This is a genomic window from Actinomycetospora sp. CA-084318 (assembly GCF_050955885.1).
GTDB lineage: Bacteria > Actinomycetota > Actinomycetes > Mycobacteriales > Pseudonocardiaceae > Actinomycetospora.
Map to the genome: position 1 here is coordinate 273388 of NZ_CP192098.1, position 15730 is coordinate 289117.

Here is a 15730-nt window from a genome sequence, read left to right on the forward strand (position 1 = left end):
GGAGATCGATGGATCTGCAGCTCCGGGGCCGACGGGCCCTGGTGACCGGCGGCAGCAAGGGCATCGGGCGGGCCGTCGTCGAGAGCCTCGCGGGTGAGGGCGCCACGGTCGCGTTCTGCGCCCGCGGCGCCGAGGGCGTCGAGTCGACGGTCGCCGAGCTCACCGCGGCCGGGCACGACGTGCGCGGCGCGGCGGTCGACGTGGCCGACGGGGACGCCCTGCGCGCGTGGGTGACCGGGTGCGCCGACGAGCTCGGGGGCATCGACGTGGTGGTGGCCAACGTGTCCGCCCTGGCCATCCCGCCCACCGAGGAGAACTGGGAGGCGTCCTTCCGCACCGACATGCTCGGCACGGTGCGGCTCGTGGAGGCGGCACTGCCGTCGCTGGAGGCCTCCGACGCCGGGTCGATCGTCACGATCTCGAGCGTCTCCGGCCGCGAGATCGACTTCGCCGCCGGCCCGTACGGGACGTTCAAGGGCGCGATCGTGCACTACACCCAGGGCCTCGCCCACCAGCTCGCCGGACGCGTGCGGGCGAACACGGTGTCGCCGGGCAACACCTACTTCGCCGGCGGGGTGTGGGAGTCGATCGAGTCCGGCGACCCGGAGCTCTACGACCGGGCCCTCGCGCTCAACCCGACCGGCCGGATGGCCCGCCCGGAGGAGATCGCGGCGGCGGTCACCTTCCTCGCCAGTCCGGTCGCGTCCTTCGTCACGGGCACCAACCTCGTCGTCGACGGGGCGTTGACGCGGGGCGTCCAGCTCTAGCGACGGCCCTCCGGGAGGGCGGGCCGCTCGGGGCCGAAGATCAGGCCGACGACCGCGTTGGCTGCGGCCCCGAGCGCGGTGACGGCGGCGACCACGCCGCGCGCGGTCCAGTCGACCGCCACGACCACGCCTCGTCGGGTGGCGACCCCGAGCCGGTGCCACCGGCTCGCGAGGTCCTCGACCGGACGCGCCGGCAGGTGCCGCGGGGCGAGCACCAGCTCTCCCGACGACCGCTCGCCGTGGGACTCGGGCGCGACCGCGTCCTCCCGGCCGAGCCCGGCGCGGAAGGCGAGCCGTCGGTGGGGCAGCAGCGGGCCGACGTGCGGGTGCCGCGGAGCGGGGATGTCGGCCGAGAACAGCGCCGGACCGTCGCCGAACCGGGCCATGGCGGCCGCCTCGCCCGCGACCAGCCCCGGCCGGTCGGCGCCCGTGCGGTCCGGGGCGCCCTCCGACGCACCCTCCGACGCACCCGAAGCCTCCCCGCGGGGATCGTCCGGCTCGTCGGTCATGGGCCACCTCTCGTCGTCGTCCCGGTCGGGATGCGGGACGTCGATCGGCGACCGGCCGATCTCCCGCGAGCGGAGGACAGTGTCGCCCATCCGAGCGCGACCGGACACCGCTCGCCGCATGTTTCCATCCGGTCACGGAGCACGCCACGTTCCCCCTGTATCCGCGTCGCAGGGCTGCCGTTGACCCCGACGGGATCGCCTGCCCGGCGGCCCTCCGAGAGACGGCTCCACCCCGAGGGACCGTGATCGGGCAGTGACCGGATCGTGATCCAATCGAGACCGGCGGGGATCGACCCGCCCTGGTGGACGCGGGAGGTGGAGCGGTGGCGGGAGCGCACTCCCGGTCCTCGCGTCACGAGCGCCCGGACCCCCTCGTCGTCCCGCCGCCCGCGGCGACCGGCGCCGACGACGCGGACCGCGACCGCGACTACGGGGAGATCTTCCGGCCCCGCCCGGCCGACGACCCCGCCCCGCCCTCCCCGCCCGTCGGGTTCCCCAGCGCGCTGTCGTCGTCGTCCTTCCGCTCGGCCCCGGCCGCCGCACCCGCCGCGGCCCCGGGAGCGGCCGGTCGCGGCCCGGCCCCGTCGCGCGGCGGCGTGCTGACCGGGTCCCGTCCCGGCGGATCGCGGTCGACGGCGCTCCAGCCGCCGCCCGCCGTGCCGCCGCCCCCGGCCCCGCCGCTGCCCGAGGGCCCGACCGGGCGTGGTCCCGCCGCCCCCGCGCGGCGCCCCGCGAGCCACCCCTCGTTCCCGGGCTCCGAGCCCGCGCCGACCTCGCTCACCGGCTCGCGCGCCGTGCCCGGCGCCCGCACCGACTCCGGACCCCAGCCCCGGCCGGTCGTGCCGCCGTCGACGCGCCCCGGGAGCACCGGACGCCCGGGTTCGCCGGTCGGACCCGCCCGGCCCGTGCCCGCCGCGCCGCCGGTCACGGGCGCGGCTCCGGTCCGTCCCGGTGCGCCCGCCCAGCCCGGTGTCCCAGCGCAGCCCGGTGCCCCCGCCCAGCCCGGTGCCCCCGCGCAGCCCGGGACGTCGGCGCACCCCGGGAAGCCGGGCGCCGCCCCGGCCCGGCCGGCCGGCCGCGCGGCCACGGCCCCCGCGGCTCCCGCGCCGACCCGTCCGCCCGGCCCGGTCCGCCCCGACGCTCCGCAGGCGCCTGCGGGTCCCGGCGCGACGGCCGCCCCGGCCCGCCCGGCGGGGCCGCAACGTCCCGGTGCCGCCACGACCGGGTCCCGTCCCACCACGGCCACGCGGCCCGGCGGCCCCGTCGACGACCACCGAGCACCCTCGGCGGCGCCCGGGGCCTCGCCGGCACCGACGGTGCTCGGTGATCACGACGAGCCCGCGCCGAAGCGGACGGCCGACGGCACCGCCATCGCACCCGCCGTCGGGAAGGACGGCCGGGAGCAGCGCGAGAAGACCGAGAAGGCCGAGAAGACCGGGACGGCCGAGCCGACCCGGGCCTCGTCGGGAACGACCACCTCGACCACCTCGACCACGACCGCCACCCGCCGCACCGGCTCGACCCCGCAGTCGATGCAGACCCGCGCGGAGCGCCGGGCGGCGGGCAAGGACGGGCTGGCGCGGGCCGCCGGGGGGCGCGCCGCGACCCGCAGCACCCGGACGACCCGGACCACCCGCGCGACGCCCGGACGGACCCGGATCAGCCCGTCCGCCGCCCCGTCGCGGGACGACCGCCCGGCGCCGCCGCGCGGACGGATCGCAGCCGCGTTCGCGGTGCTGCTCGCGGCGGTCGCGGCGAAGGTCGTGCACTGGCCGGGCGGCGAGCGCCTCGTCCGCGCCGGGCACTGGGTCGACGGGCACGTGCAGCGCTACCTCGACGGCAAGGACGCCGAGTCGCTCCCGGTGGCGGCGCGGCTGTGGCGGCGACGTCGGCGGATGGGCTACGCGGCGCTGGCGACGGCGATCGGCGTCCCGGCGCTCTCGCTGACCCTGGGCTGGCTGCTGATCCCGGTGCCGAACGCGGACTCGGCGGTGGAGAGCCAGCTCAACACGGTGTCGTTCTCCGACGGCACGGTGCTCGCCCGCGTCGCACCCGGCGAGCAGGGCAACCGGCAGAAGGTGTCGATCGCGCAGATCCCGCTGCCGGTGCAGCACGCGGTGCTCTCCGCGGAGGACCGCACCTTCTACACGAACTCCGGGTTCGACGTCTCCGGGATCGCCAAGGCCGCCTGGAAGCAGGTCACCGGCGGCCAGGGCGGCGGGTCGACGATCACGCAGCAGTACGTCAAGAACGCGATGGTCGGCTCCGAGCACTCGTACTTCCGCAAGTTCAAAGAGCTGATCATCTCGGCGAAGATCACCCAGGAGTACTCGAAGGACCAGGTGCTCGAGGACTACCTCAACAGCATCTACTTCGGCCGCGGCGCCTACGGCATCCAGGCGGCGTCGCAGGCGTACTTCGCCAAGTCGGTCGACCAGCTCACGCCCGCCGAGGGCGCGATGATCGCCGGCCTGATCCAGGCGCCGTCGCAGTGGGACCCGGCGGTGAACCTGCAGGGCTCGCAGCGCCGCTGGAACTACGTGCTCGACGGCATGGTCTCCCAGGGCTGGCTCTCCGCCGGCGACCGCGCGATCGCGACCTTCCCGATGACGATCCCGCCGCGCAAGGTCGGCAACGGCGTCCCGGACGACGACCGCGGCCACATCTACAACGCGGTGAAGGACGAGCTGAAGAGCCTCGGGATCGACGAGGACGCGCTGGTCACCGAGGGCCTGCAGATCCAGACGACGATCGACCCGGAGAAGCAGGCCGACGCGGTCGAGTCGGTCCGCGAGGAGATGCGGGGCAAGCCGGCCAACCTGCGCACCGCCGCGGTGTCGATCGACCCCCGCACCGGCGCGATCGTCGCCTACTACGGCGGCGACAACGGGTCGGGCCTGGACTACGCGCAGGTCGAGAAGCAGGCCGGGTCGACGTTCAAGCCGTTCGTCCTGCTCGCCGCCCTCCAGCACGATCCGCCGATCGGCATCAGCACGCAGTTCGACGGCCAGTCGGTGCCCGGGCGGACGGTGCGCAACGTCGAGGGCGCGGACTGCAGCAACTGCACGCTCAAGCGCGCTATGACGCTGTCGAACAACGTCGTGTTCACCGCGCTGGGCAACGAGGTCGGCCCGCAGGCGGTGGCCGACGCCGCCCACCAGGCCGGGATCACGGCCCCGCTGGCGAACCCGAACTCCGGGCTCGCGCTCGGCAACGCCGAGGTCACCCCGGTCGAGATGGCGGCGGCGTACGCGACGTTCGCCAACGACGGCGTCTACCACAAGCCGCACCTGGTCCAGAAGGTCACGACGGCGAGCGGCGAGGTCCTCTACGACGGCGCGGCCGACCAGGGCGAGCAGCGGATCGACCCGAAGGTCGCCCGCAACGTCACCGAGGCCATGCGCGACGTCCCGACCTACGACGGCGCCTCGCTCGCCGGCGGCCGGCTCTCGGCGGGCAAGACCGGCACCGTGCAGTCGCACCTGGACAACCAGAACAACGACGCCTGGATGGTCGGCTACACGCCGTCGGTCGTCGCCTCGGTGTGGGTCGGGACCGACGACAACACGCCGATCCAGTACCCGGACGGTCGCCCGGTCTACGGCCACGGCATCCCCAGCGACATCTGGCAGACCTTCATGAACGGCGCGGTGCAGGGGACGCCGAAGCAGACCTTCGGCGAGTTCGTGCCGGTCGCGGGCACCGACCCGGGCACCACCGCCACCGGCGAGGGGCAGCAGGCGTCCTCGACCACCGCGGCGCCGACGAGCGCGACGAAGGCGCCCGAGACCACGAGCTCGGTCCCGCCGACCCCGAGCGCGGGACCCGGCCCGGAGCCCGGCCCCGCGGAGCCGGGCGCCCCCGCCGACGGGGCGGCCCCCCAGGCTCCCGCGGCCGGACAGCCCGAGGAGCAGGCCCAGCAGCCCGCTCAGCAGCCCGCCGACGGCGGCTGACCCCCGGCGGTCCGGGTGACCGCTCCGCACGGCTCGGCACAGTCCGTGCCGTGCGCCCAGCGGGCACCCCAGACCCCGAGGGCGTCGACCACGGCCCGCAGGTCCTCGCCCGCGGGCGTCAGCTCGTAGCGCACCTCGGCCCCCTCGGTGCGGCGCTCCACCACCCCTGCCCGGCGCAGGTGGTGCAGGCGCTTCGACAGCAACGAGGGGGAGCAGCCGGGAAGCCCCCGGCGGAGCTCGTTGAAGTGCCGCCGCCCGGCGACCAGCTCACGGACGACGAGCATCGTCCACCGCTCGTCGAGCAGCTCCACGGCCCGGGCCACCCCGCAGCACCGAGGGTCCGCGCCGTCCATCCTGAGAAGCGTAGCTGTGACGCACGGTGATCGGTACACATCTCGCACTAGGCGGAACCCCGTCGCATTCCTACCGTCGGAGCCCACTCCGACCGGAAGGACACCCACCGTGACCGCCATCGACGCCCATGCCGTCACCGCCCGTCACCGCGCCCTGTGGGCGTCCGGTGACTACCCCCGCATCGCCCGTGACGTCGTCGCCCCGCTCGGCCCGATCCTGGTCGAGGCCTGCCGGATCGGACCGCACCACGGCGTCCTCGACGTCGCCGCGGGCGCCGGCAACGCCGCCCGCCCGGCCGCGCGGACGGGCGCCACCGTGGTCGCCTCCGACCTCGTCCCCGAGCTGCTCGCCGCCGGCCGGGCGGAGGCGGAGGCGGAGGGGCTGTCGCTGCAGTGGGAGGAGGCCGACGCCGCGGCGCTGCCGTTCGAGGACGCCGACTTCGACGTCGTGATGTCGTGCATCGGCGTCATGTTCGCGCCCGACCACCGCCGCTGCGCGGCCGAACTCCTGCGGACCTGCCGCCCCGGCGGGCGGATCGGCCTGCTCTCCTGGACACCGGAGGGGTTCATCGGGCGGATGTTCGCCACGATGCGGCCCTACGCGCCCGCCCCGCCGCCCGGTGCGCAGCCGCCGGTCCTCTGGGGCTCGGAGGAGCACCTCGACGAGATCCTGGGCACGGGCGTCACCGACGTCGCGGCGCAGCGCCGGACGCTCCGGGTGGAGCGCTTCGCCGACGGGGCCGCGTTCCGCGACTACTTCCGCGCCCACTACGGGCCGACGATCGGCGTCTACGCCTCGCTGGCCGACGACCCGGACCGTGCGGCCGCCCTCGACCGCGACCTCGCCGCCCTCGGCGACGACGCGCTGGCCGACGGCGTCATGGAGTGGGAGTACCTGCTCTGGACGGCGACCCGGGCTCAGCCGTCGGCCAGCTCCCAGTCGGCGTAGTCGAAGCCCGGGGACACCACGCAGGTCACGAGCACCTCGGCGTCGGCGGGCTCGGCGCGCTGCCAGGCACCACCCGGCACGAGGACGGAGAGACCGTCGTCCGGGCCGAGCCGGTGTGCCACGCCGCCCTCGGGGGCGTCGGCGACCCACACCGTGATCGGTCCGCCGCGCTGCCAGAGCCACAGCTCGTCCGAGCGCACCCGGTGCCAGCCCGAGCGCTCGCCCGGCGCCAGGACGTAGTGGATGGCGGTCGCGGTGGGCCGCCCGCCGTCGTACCCGGGGGGCTGCACGACGACGGGCGCGGCCCAGAGCTGCCGGAACCAGCCGCCCTCGGGGTGGGGCTCGAGGTCGAACTCCTCGGCGAGCGCGGGCCTCACGCGGTCATGTCGAGCGACGCGAGGACCTTCGTCGGCGTGATCCGGACGACGAGCTCCCCGGGCACCGCGTTGCGCTTCCCGAACTCCTCCGCGCGGTCGGCGCCCATGTAGCGCCCGCCCAGCTCGGTGGCCGTGCGGAGCAGCTCGTCGGGGTCCTCGGACAGCGTCACCGTGCCCTGGACCTGCACGAACGCGAACGGCGGCTCCTCCAGGTCCACGCAGAGCACCACGCGCGGGTCGCGGGCGAGGGCCTTGCCCTTCGCGGTGTCCCGGCCGGTGTTGAACACCAGGGTGTCGCCCTCGAGCAGGAACCAGATCGGCGCGACGAGCGGGCGGCCGTCGCGGGCGGTCCAGCCGAGCTTGCCCGTGCGGGTGCCGTGGCTCAGGAACTCGCGGACGGCGGGGTCGGTCAGGCTGCTCATGGGCCGACCCTAAGGGCCGGCGCCGGCCCCGGCGGTGATCAACGGTCCCTCAGCGGGTTCCGAGGGTGCCCGTCGGGCCGCTGAGGGACTGATGATCAGCGGAGGTCGGTGGTTCGGGCCGGGCGAGCCCTCGTGCGGGGCCCGCCTGTGATCAACGGTCCCTCAGCGGGCTCCAGGGGCGCCCGCCGGACCGCTGAGGGACTGGTGATCACCGGGGACGGGGCTCAGGGTGCCGACCCCAGAGCCCGGGCCAGGCCGCTGACGGCGGTCCGCGCGGCGACGAGCCCGCCCACGCAGGCGCCGACGTCGATCGTGCCGCCGGGCGCGGTGGCGGGGCAGCCCCGGGCGACGTAGGCGTCCCGCGCCTGGCCGACCGCGGTGGCGGCGGCGGTCACGGCCGGGTCGGAGGGCAGCGCGTTCGCGGCGGTGCGCGCCGTCGAGGCCGTCTCCTCCACCCAACGTCCGCAGCGCGGCCACACCGCGCGGGGGTCGGCGGAGGTGTAGCAGGGGTCGGCGAGCGCCAGGCGGAGCTTGTTCTGCGCCGCGTCGGGCGTGCCGTTCTCGACGCCGGGGGCGGCCGCCGCGGAGGACTGCCCGGCGGGGATGTCCGCGGGGCTGCCGGAGTTCCCGCAGCCCGCGAGCAGGCCCAGGGCCACGGCGGCGAGCACGACGAACCGCCTCACCGGTCGGCCTCCGGGCGCAGCGAGGCCGCGAGGTCGTCGAGGGCGTCGGCCGGGCCGGTGAGGAGCACCCGCGCATCGTGCGCCCCGCCGTCGAGCCGCGCGAACGCGGACGGCGGGCTCCAGCCCTCGTCGGGAACGGGCAGGCGGACCAGGCAGCGCTCCTCGGGCAGGTCGAGCACCTCGCCGGGGCCGAACGGCCGCCACTCGCGCGCGCCGGGCGGCGTGAGACGGATCCCGCGGCGGGACAGCTTCATCGTGTAGATCGTCTCGCGGGAGACGAGGCGGGACAGGGCGGTCGCGAGGGCGACGGCGATCATCAGCGGGACGACCAGCGACCACTCGGCGGTGATCTCGGCGACGATGACCACCGCGGTGATCGGGGCGCGGGTGGCGCCCGCGAGCACGGCGGCCATCCCGACGAGGCCGTAGGCGCCCGCCGGGCCCGCCACGCCCGGTGCGATCGCGGCGAAGGCGACGCCGAGCGCGGTGCCGGTCATGGCGCCGAGGAACAGCGACGGCGCGAAGATGCCGCCCGAGCCGCCGATGGCCAGCGTGAGGCTGGTGGCGACCAGCTTGCCGACGAGCAGGACCAGCAGGAACCCGACCGCGTACTCGCCCGCCACGCCGGCCTGCAGCACGGGGTAGCCGACGCCGTACATCTCGGGGAGCGCGACGAGCAGGAGACCGACGAGCACGCCGCCCACCGCCGGGCGCAACCACTCCGGGCCCTTCCACACGGAGTCGGCCAGGTCCTCGAGGCCGTAGAGGGTGCGGGTGAACGCCACCCCGACGAGGGCCCCGACGAGCCCGACCACGGCGAAGAGCGCGAACTGGGCGAACGAGTCGACGGAGAACGGCGGGAGCTTCAGGAAGGTCCCCGAGCCCTCGAACGCCCGGGCCACGAGGTTCGCGACCGCCGACGCGGTGACCACGACGACGAACGAGAGCATCGTGAAGTCGAGCAGGATGATCTCGAGGGCGAAGAACACGCCGGAGATCGGCGCGTCGAACGTCGCCGAGATCCCGCCGCCCGCCCCGCAGGCGACGAGCAGCCGCAGCCGGGACGTCGGCATCCGCATCCACTGCCCGAGGCTCGACCCGATCGCCGACCCGATCTGGACGATCGGTCCCTCCCGGCCGACCGATCCGCCGGTGCCGATGGTCAGCGCGGAGGCCACGGACTTGACCACGGCGACGCGGGGCCGGATCCGGCCGTCGTTCTCCGCGACCGCCAGCATCACCTCGGGGACACCGTGGCCGCGGGCCTCGCGGGCGTAGCGGTAGACCAGCGGGCCGTAGATCAGCCCGCCGACCACGGGCGCGGCCACGAGGAACCACCGGCCGATCTCGGGCCACCACGGCAGCGGGGCGCCGGGCGTGGCGGCGTAGTCGGTGGTGCCGGTGACGATCCGGGTCACGAGGAAGATCAGCTCGCGGAACACCACCGCGCCCAGTCCGGCCCCGAGTCCGACGACCACGGCGGCCACCGCCATCCCGACCACCGACTCGCCGAGGAAGCGCTGCCAGCGCGGGGCCGTCGTCATGACGATCAACCTCCCACGCACGACCGACCTACGTCGCGGTGTCGTCCGGTTCGTCCCGGGATCGGGCGACGGCGCGCGCGTACTCGTCGGGGGTGTCCACGTCGGCGACGGCGACGAGCCCCGGGTCGGCCGCGGCCAGCGCCGGGTCGGCGAGCAGGTCGGCGGCGGAGAGCTCGCGGACCACGCTCGCCGCGAACAGCTCGGCCGGCCGGCGGGCCCCGGCCGCGAGGAGCCGGGTGGCGCGCGGGCCGAGCGCGGTGCGGTAGGCGGCGGCGAGCGGCTGGCGGTGCCCGTGCAGGACGGGGAGGGCGACCTCGGCGTCGGACAGCGCGGCGAGGACCGCGTGCACGTAGGCGGGGTGCAGGGCGGGCAGGTCCACCGAGCACAGGAACGCGGTCTCGCGACCCGCGGCACCCGCCGCGGTGAGCCCGGTGGCGATGCCCTGCAGCGGGCCCCGACCCGGCTCGTCGTCGGTGACCGAGAGGACGTCGGAGGCGTCCACCGACCGGGGGAACCCGGCCGCACCGACCACCACGACCGGCCCGCTCACCGCGGACCGCAGGACCGCGACCACGTGGTCGAGCAGGGTGCCGTCGCCCCAGCTCAGCGCCGCCTTGTCGCGGCCCATGCGGGTCGACCGGCCCCCGGCGAGGACCACGGCGGCGGCAGTCGTCTCGGACACAGCCCTGATTGTTGCGCGCACATTGCGTCTACCCACGCACCGGCGGGGCTCGAGCAGAGGGCCCACCGAGCGACACGGGGAGTGGAAGCGATGGCCGGCAGGTACGCAGGCGAGCCCGAGGACGCCCACCGCGGCACGATCGCGGCGACGCCGTCCGACGCCGAGGAGGCGCGCGCCGATCGCGAGATGGCCGAGGCCGAACGCGCGGTCGCCCTCGGCACCGCGAGCGAGGAGCAGCGCGCGGCGGTGGACCGCATCGCCCACGCCCGCACCCACGAGGAGCGCCGCACCCTCTGGATGAGCGCCTAGACCGCGAGCGTCAGCACCACCGGCAGCGTCACGACCGAGCCGACGGTGGTCAGGACGACGGCGGCGGTGCTCTCGCGGTACCAGGTCCGGTACTGCGCCATCAGGACGAACACCGTCGCCGCGTCCGGGAGCGCGCACATCAGCACGAGCACCGCCGCCCACGGCGCGGGGATGCCGAAGAGGTGCACCGCCCCGACCGCGAGGGCGGGCAGGACGACGAGCTTGAGCGCCACGGCGACGGCGATCCCGCCGATCCGCCCGCCGCGCAGCGCGGGCACGGCCCCGCGGAGCAGGATGCCGAGCGCGAACAGCCCGCCCGGGGCGGCCATGGCGGCGACCAGTTCGACGGTGGTCGCGGCCGGGCGGGGTAGGCGCCAGCCGCTCGCGGCGACGAGCAGGCCGAGCACGATCGCCACGACGATCGGGTTGACCAGGACCCGGCGGGCCACGGTGCGCACGAGCAGCCCCCGGGCCCCGCGGTCCCGGTCGACCAGCGTCGCGGCGACGACGAACACCGTGATGGCCAGGGCGGTGTGGATCGTCGAGACCAGCGACGCGGCGAGACCCGCCGCCGGGCCGAGGACGGCGACCGAGAGCGGGATGCCGAGGTAGCCGACGTTGCCCCAGGCGCCGACCGTGCCGACGGCGTTGGCCTCCCGCAGCGGCATGCGCAGGAGTCGCGCCAGCCCGACGCCGAGGGCGTAGCCGGCCACGAGCAGACCGATCGCGACGACGATCGCGGACCCGGAGACGCCGGTCGACAGGTCGGCCTCGGCCACCGAGTCGAAGATCAGGGCCGGCAGTGCGACGTAGTAGACGAGGTCGTTGAGGGTCGCGGCGGCCGACTCGGAGAACCGCTCCCAGCGGGCGGCCACCGCCCCGACCGCGATCACGGCGAAGATCGGCGCGATCTGCGTCAGCAGCGTTCCCGGGTCCACGGGGCGCCACTCTCGCCGACGATCCGGTGCGCGTGCGCGCAGTAGGCGCGACGTCACTTCACGTCGACGGCCGGGACGGTCTCTGCTTGTGTGATCCGTCATGAGCATCCCGTCCGACCTCGAGATCGCCCAGAAGGCGACGCTGAAGCCGCTGGACGACGTCGCCGCGGCCATGGACCTGCCCTCCCACCTGCTGGAGATGCACGGCCGCGACGTCGCCAAGATCGAGCTCGACGCGATCGACGTGATGGCCGACCGGCCGAGGGCCAAGTACGTGGTGGTGACGGCGATCACGCCGACCCCGCTGGGCGAGGGCAAGACGACGACGACCGTCGGCCTGGGCCAGGCGTTCTCCCACGTCGGCAGGCGCGGCGTGATCGCGATCCGGCAGCCGTCGATGGGCCCGACGTTCGGCATCAAGGGCGGCGCCGCGGGTGGTGGCTACTCCCAGGTCGTGCCGATGGAGAAGTTCAACCTCCACCTCACCGGCGACTTCCACGCCGTCACCAGCGCCCACAACATGCTCTCCGCGGTGCTCGACAACCACCTCTACCAGGGCAACGCGGCGGGCCTGGACCCGTACCGCGTCACCTGGCGGCGGGTGCTCGACGTGAACGACCGCGCCCTGCGCAACGTCGTCACCGGGCTCGGCGGCCGGATGGACGGCGTGCCGCGCGAGTCCGGCTTCGACATCACGTCGGCCTCCGAGGTCATGGCGATCCTCGCGCTGTCGAACTCGCTCGAGGAGATGCGCGCCCGGCTCGGCCGGATCGTCGTGGGCTACACCCCCGACGGCGACGCCGTGACCGCCGAGGACATCCACGGCGCGGGCTCCATGGCCGCCCTGATGCGTGACGCGCTCAAGCCGAACCTCATGCAGACGCTGGAGAACACGCCGGTCCTGGTGCACGCCGGCCCGTTCGGCAACATCGCCCACGGCAACTCCTCGATCGTCGCCGACCGCATCGGCATCCACGCCGGTGACTTCCTCGTCACCGAGGCCGGGTTCGGTGCGGACATGGGCGCCGAGCGCTTCTTCAACATCAAGTGCCGCGCCTCGGGGATGACGCCCGACGCCGCCGTCGTCGTCGCGACCGTCCGCGCGCTCAAGGCGCACAGCGGGAACCACCGGATCGTCGCGGGCAAGGAGCTCCCGGAGGCGCTGCTCGCCGAGAACCCCGACGAGGTCCACGCCGGCGGGGCGAACCTGCGCAAGCAGATCGAGAACATGCGCCTGCACGGCGTCTCCCCGGTGGTCTGCATCAACGCGTTCCCCACCGACCACCCCAGCGAGCACGCCGCGATCCGCGAGATCGCCGAGTCGCTCGGCGCCCGCGTGGCGGTGTCGACGCACTTCGCGGACGGTGGACGCGGTGCGGCCGAGCTCGCCGAGGCGGTCGCCGAGGCCGCGGAGGAGCCCTCGGACTTCCGGTTGCTCTACCCCGACGACGCCCCGCTGCGCGAGAAGATCGAGGCGGTGGCGACGAAGGTCTACGGCGCGGACGGCGTGGACTACGCCCCGGCCGCGAACTCCTCGATCGACCTCTACGAGCGCAACGGCTTCGGCGGGCTGCCGGTCTGCATCGCGAAGACCCACCTGTCGATCTCGTCGGACCCGAAGCTGCTCGGCGCCCCGACCGGGTGGCGGATGCCGGTGCGCGAGGTCCGTGCCTCGGTCGGCGCCGGGTTCGTCTACCCCATCTGCGGCGACATGCGGACGATGCCCGGACTGGGCAAGGCGCCCGCCGCGCACTCGATCGACGTCCAGCCCGACGGGACGATCGTGGGGCTGTTCTAGGTGGCTCCGTCGGGTCAACCCCGGCCGCTGGGCGAGGTGCCGGTCGCGACGCTCGGCGAGGCGCTCGCGGCGAGAGGACCGGGGCCCGCGGCCGGGTCGACGGCCGCCGTCACGGCGGCGCTGGCGGCGGGGCTCGCGGGCAAGGTCGCGAAGGCGGCGGCCCGGACCGACCCGGCTGCGCTGGACCTCTCCCACGAGCTCGACGGGCTGCGCGCCCGCGCCCTGGGACTGGCGGACGACGACGTGGCCGCCTTCGCCGGGTTCCTCGCCGCCCGGAAGGCCCCGGGCGGCGACGCGGGGGCGACGGAGGCGATCGTCCAGGTCCCGCTCGACGTCCTCGCCGTCGCCGTCCGGGTCACCGAGATCGCGGCGGCCCTGGCCGAGCACGGCCCGGACGCCCTGTCCGGTGACGCGGTGACGGCGTCGCTGCTGGCGTCGGCCGCCGCCGAGTCGGCGTCGGCGCTGGTCGGGATCAACATCGCCGACGGTCCCGAGGCGTGGGCCGACCCGCGCGTCGAGGACGCCGAGGAGCGCGCCGGCGAGGCGCGGCGGCTGGCGGAGCGGGCGGCGTTCTAGGTGCGCTCCGCGCAGGTGAGCACTCAGTGGGCCTATGACCCCACTTAGTGCTCACGTGCGCAGCACCCGTGGCGGGATCGTCGAGTCCGTGCACGAGGTCGCTCTCGTCGTCCTGCGCCCCGACGGCTCGGAGTTCCTGACGACGGGTGACCCCGACCGACCGTTCTACGGGCGCTCCTCGCTCAAGCCCGCCCAGACGGTCGCGGTGCTGCGGTCCGGGGCCGGGCTCACCGACGACGAGGTCGCCGTGGCGAGCGCCTCGCACAGCGGGGAGCCCGTGCACCTCGCCGCCGTCACCGCGCTGCTCGCGCGCCACGGCCTGGACCAAGGCGCCCTGGGCTGCGTCCCCGACCTCCCGCTGGGCACCGCGGCGATGCGGGCGTACCTGGCCGCGGGGCACGGCCCGACCCCGCTCGCCATGAACTGCTCGGGCAAGCACGCGGCGATGCTCGTGGCCGCCGGCGGGGACCCCGACTACCTCGACCCGGCGCACCCGCTGCAGGTCGCCTGCCGGGCGGCGGTCGACGAGCTCGCCGGCCCGGTCCTCGGCGCGAGCGTCGACGGCTGCGGTGCTCCCGCGTTCGTCACGCCGCTCGCGGGGCTCGCCCGCCTCGCGCACGCCCTCGCCCGGCCGACCGATCCCGCGGTCGCCCGGGTCGCCGCGGCGATGCGGGCCCGGCCGGACCTCGTGGCGGGCACCGACCGGCTCGACACCGTGCTGATGACCGAGCTCCCCGGCAGCGTCGCGAAGTCCGGCGCCGAGGGCGTGCTCGTCGCCGCGCTGCCCGACGGCACGGCGGTCGCGGCGAAGGTCCTCGACGGCGCGGGCCGCGCGCTGGGGCCGGTCCTGCTCGCGGTCCTCGAGGCGGTCGGCCTCGGGGCGCCGGACGCCCTGCGTGCGGTGGCCGCACCACCGGTCGTCGGGAAGGGGGAGCAGGTGGGCGCATTGCGTGCACACCTGACGCGCGCCACGGACGGGTGATGTCCTCAAACGTGTCGGTAGCCCGAGGGTCACGATGTCGGTTCCGTGTGGGAGTCTGGCGCCTCGCACCCGAGTCCGAGGAGCCGCCGTGGCCGTCTGCCTGATCGTCGCGCCCGACGCGGCCGCCCGGGAGCGGGTCGCCCGCGGGGTGGAGGCCGGGTTCGACCTGGTCCGCGGCGTGGGGCCCGGCGAGGACCTCGTGATCGCGCTCGAGCGGGAGCGCCCCGACCTCGTCCTGGTGGCCGCCGCCGACGACGGCTCCGGGATGCCCGCCTGGATCGCCACGCTCGACACCGTGCGCACCACGGCACCCGACGTCGCCGTGCTCGTGGTCGGCGGTCCGTCCGACGAGCACCGGGTCGCGGGCCAGGCGCTGGACCGGGGCGCGAAGGGTTTCCTGCGCGCCGGCGAGGAGACCGGGCCGCGCCCGTTCAGCGCCCGCGGCCGGCGTCCCGCCACCACCGAGCTGTCGCGCCGCGAGCTGGACGTGCTGCTGGGGATGTGCGAGGGGCTGTCGAACTCCGAGATCGCGGCGTCGCTGACGCTCGCGGAGGACACCGTCAAGACCCATGCGCGGCGCCTCTTCCGCAAGCTCGGCGCGGGTGACCGCGCGGACGCCGTCGCCCGGGGCTTCCGGCAGGGCATCCTGCACTGACCGCGGGCACGTGACGCCCACGTCGTTGACCCCCGGCGCGTGGTGTGGTCGGCTCAGCGGTCGACGGACGCGGAGGAAGCCGGTGTGAATCCGGCGCGGTCCCGCCACTGTCACCGGGGAGCGGACCCCATGCATGGCCACGGTCGGGCAACCGGCGGGAAGGCCGGGGCGAGTGTCGATCCGGGAGCCAGGAGACTCCGGCCGTCGTGAGGTGCCACCAGCACGCCGACGGC

The 15730-nt window shown here is 75.6% G+C and carries 16 protein-coding genes and 1 riboswitch; of the genes, 8 read left to right on the forward strand and 8 right to left on the reverse strand.

The window, feature by feature from the left end; all coding sequences use genetic code 11:
• The first annotated feature begins 8 nt into the window (after positions 1 to 8).
• A complete protein-coding gene (locus tag ACQPYX_RS01340; protein WP_433801118.1) occupies positions 9 to 767 on the forward strand; it encodes an SDR family NAD(P)-dependent oxidoreductase in 759 nt (252 codons plus the stop codon).
• Here ACQPYX_RS01340 and ACQPYX_RS01345 read toward each other — a convergent pair.
• Positions 764 to 1276, reverse strand: coding sequence for a hypothetical protein (locus tag ACQPYX_RS01345; RefSeq protein WP_433801119.1), 513 nt, complete (start codon positions 1274 to 1276; stop codon positions 764 to 766). The two genes, ACQPYX_RS01340 and ACQPYX_RS01345, sit on opposite strands and share 4 nt — an antisense overlap.
• Positions 1277 to 1599: 323 nt before the next feature.
• Here ACQPYX_RS01345 and ACQPYX_RS01350 point away from each other — a divergent pair, with 323 nt between their 5' ends.
• Positions 1600 to 5229 (forward strand): transglycosylase domain-containing protein, encoded by a 3630-nt coding sequence (locus tag ACQPYX_RS01350; RefSeq protein WP_433801120.1) that lies wholly within the window; start codon positions 1600 to 1602, stop codon positions 5227 to 5229.
• Here ACQPYX_RS01350 and ACQPYX_RS01355 read toward each other — a convergent pair.
• Positions 5205 to 5582 carry a winged helix-turn-helix transcriptional regulator gene (locus ACQPYX_RS01355; protein WP_433801121.1) on the reverse strand — a complete coding sequence of 126 codons (378 nt, stop codon included), beginning with the start codon at positions 5580 to 5582 and terminating at the stop codon, positions 5205 to 5207. The genes ACQPYX_RS01350 and ACQPYX_RS01355 overlap by 25 nt on opposite strands.
• 109 nt (positions 5583 to 5691) lie before the next feature.
• Here ACQPYX_RS01355 and ACQPYX_RS01360 point away from each other — a divergent pair, with 109 nt between their 5' ends.
• Positions 5692 to 6531 carry a class I SAM-dependent methyltransferase gene (locus ACQPYX_RS01360; protein ID WP_433801122.1) on the forward strand — a complete coding sequence of 280 codons (840 nt, stop codon included), beginning with the start codon at positions 5692 to 5694 and terminating at the stop codon, positions 6529 to 6531.
• Here the strand turns inward: ACQPYX_RS01360 and ACQPYX_RS01365 are convergent.
• The 5 genes from ACQPYX_RS01365 to mobA all read right to left on the reverse strand — a co-directional run bounded on the left by ACQPYX_RS01365 (position 6501) and on the right by mobA (position 10239).
• Positions 6501 to 6908 (reverse strand): cupin domain-containing protein, encoded by a 408-nt coding sequence (locus ACQPYX_RS01365; protein ID WP_433801123.1) that lies wholly within the window; start codon positions 6906 to 6908, stop codon positions 6501 to 6503. The genes ACQPYX_RS01360 and ACQPYX_RS01365 overlap by 31 nt on opposite strands.
• Positions 6905 to 7330, reverse strand: a complete 426-nt coding sequence (locus ACQPYX_RS01370) for a PPOX class F420-dependent oxidoreductase (protein WP_433801124.1) — start codon at positions 7328 to 7330, stop codon at positions 6905 to 6907. Before ACQPYX_RS01370 ends, ACQPYX_RS01365 begins: the two co-directional genes overlap by 4 nt.
• A 224-nt stretch (positions 7331 to 7554) precedes the next feature.
• Complete coding sequence (locus tag ACQPYX_RS01375; protein ID WP_433801125.1) at positions 7555 to 8013, reverse strand: hypothetical protein; 459 nt, start codon at positions 8011 to 8013, stop codon at positions 7555 to 7557.
• A complete protein-coding gene (locus ACQPYX_RS01380) occupies positions 8010 to 9557 on the reverse strand; it encodes a chloride channel protein (RefSeq protein ID WP_433801126.1) in 1548 nt (515 codons plus the stop codon). Before ACQPYX_RS01380 ends, ACQPYX_RS01375 begins: the two co-directional genes overlap by 4 nt.
• 28 nt (positions 9558 to 9585) lie before the next feature.
• Positions 9586 to 10239, reverse strand: a complete 654-nt coding sequence (gene mobA, locus ACQPYX_RS01385) for a molybdenum cofactor guanylyltransferase (protein ID WP_433801127.1) — start codon at positions 10237 to 10239, stop codon at positions 9586 to 9588.
• A gap of 90 nt (positions 10240 to 10329) precedes the next feature.
• Between mobA and ACQPYX_RS01390 the strand changes: the two genes are divergently transcribed.
• Entirely contained in the window at positions 10330 to 10548 is a 219-nt protein-coding gene (locus ACQPYX_RS01390) for a hypothetical protein (RefSeq protein ID WP_433801128.1), read from the forward strand.
• Here the strand turns inward: ACQPYX_RS01390 and ACQPYX_RS01395 are convergent.
• Positions 10545 to 11486, reverse strand: coding sequence for an AEC family transporter (locus ACQPYX_RS01395; protein WP_433801129.1), 942 nt, complete (start codon positions 11484 to 11486; stop codon positions 10545 to 10547). The two genes, ACQPYX_RS01390 and ACQPYX_RS01395, sit on opposite strands and share 4 nt — an antisense overlap.
• Positions 11487 to 11586: 100 nt before the next feature.
• On the opposite strand from ACQPYX_RS01395, the gene ACQPYX_RS01400 reads away from it, so the two are divergent.
• From ACQPYX_RS01400 to ACQPYX_RS01415, 4 genes are all read left to right on the forward strand, one after another.
• Positions 11587 to 13284: a formate--tetrahydrofolate ligase gene (locus ACQPYX_RS01400; RefSeq protein ID WP_433801130.1), complete on the forward strand. Its 1698-nt coding sequence runs from the start codon at positions 11587 to 11589 to the stop codon at positions 13282 to 13284.
• Positions 13285 to 13860 carry a cyclodeaminase/cyclohydrolase family protein gene (locus ACQPYX_RS01405; RefSeq protein ID WP_433801131.1) on the forward strand — a complete coding sequence of 192 codons (576 nt, stop codon included), beginning with the start codon at positions 13285 to 13287 and terminating at the stop codon, positions 13858 to 13860. It abuts the gene before it with no gap.
• Between the two features lie 55 nt (positions 13861 to 13915).
• Positions 13916 to 14842: an asparaginase gene (locus ACQPYX_RS01410; RefSeq protein ID WP_433801132.1), complete on the forward strand. Its 927-nt coding sequence runs from the start codon at positions 13916 to 13918 to the stop codon at positions 14840 to 14842.
• A gap of 88 nt (positions 14843 to 14930) precedes the next feature.
• Complete coding sequence (locus tag ACQPYX_RS01415; RefSeq protein WP_433801133.1) at positions 14931 to 15497, forward strand: response regulator transcription factor; 567 nt, start codon at positions 14931 to 14933, stop codon at positions 15495 to 15497.
• A 72-nt stretch (positions 15498 to 15569) separates the two neighbouring features.
• A riboswitch (cobalamin riboswitch) is annotated at positions 15570 to 15695 on the forward strand.
• Positions 15696 to 15730 lie beyond the last annotated feature (35 nt).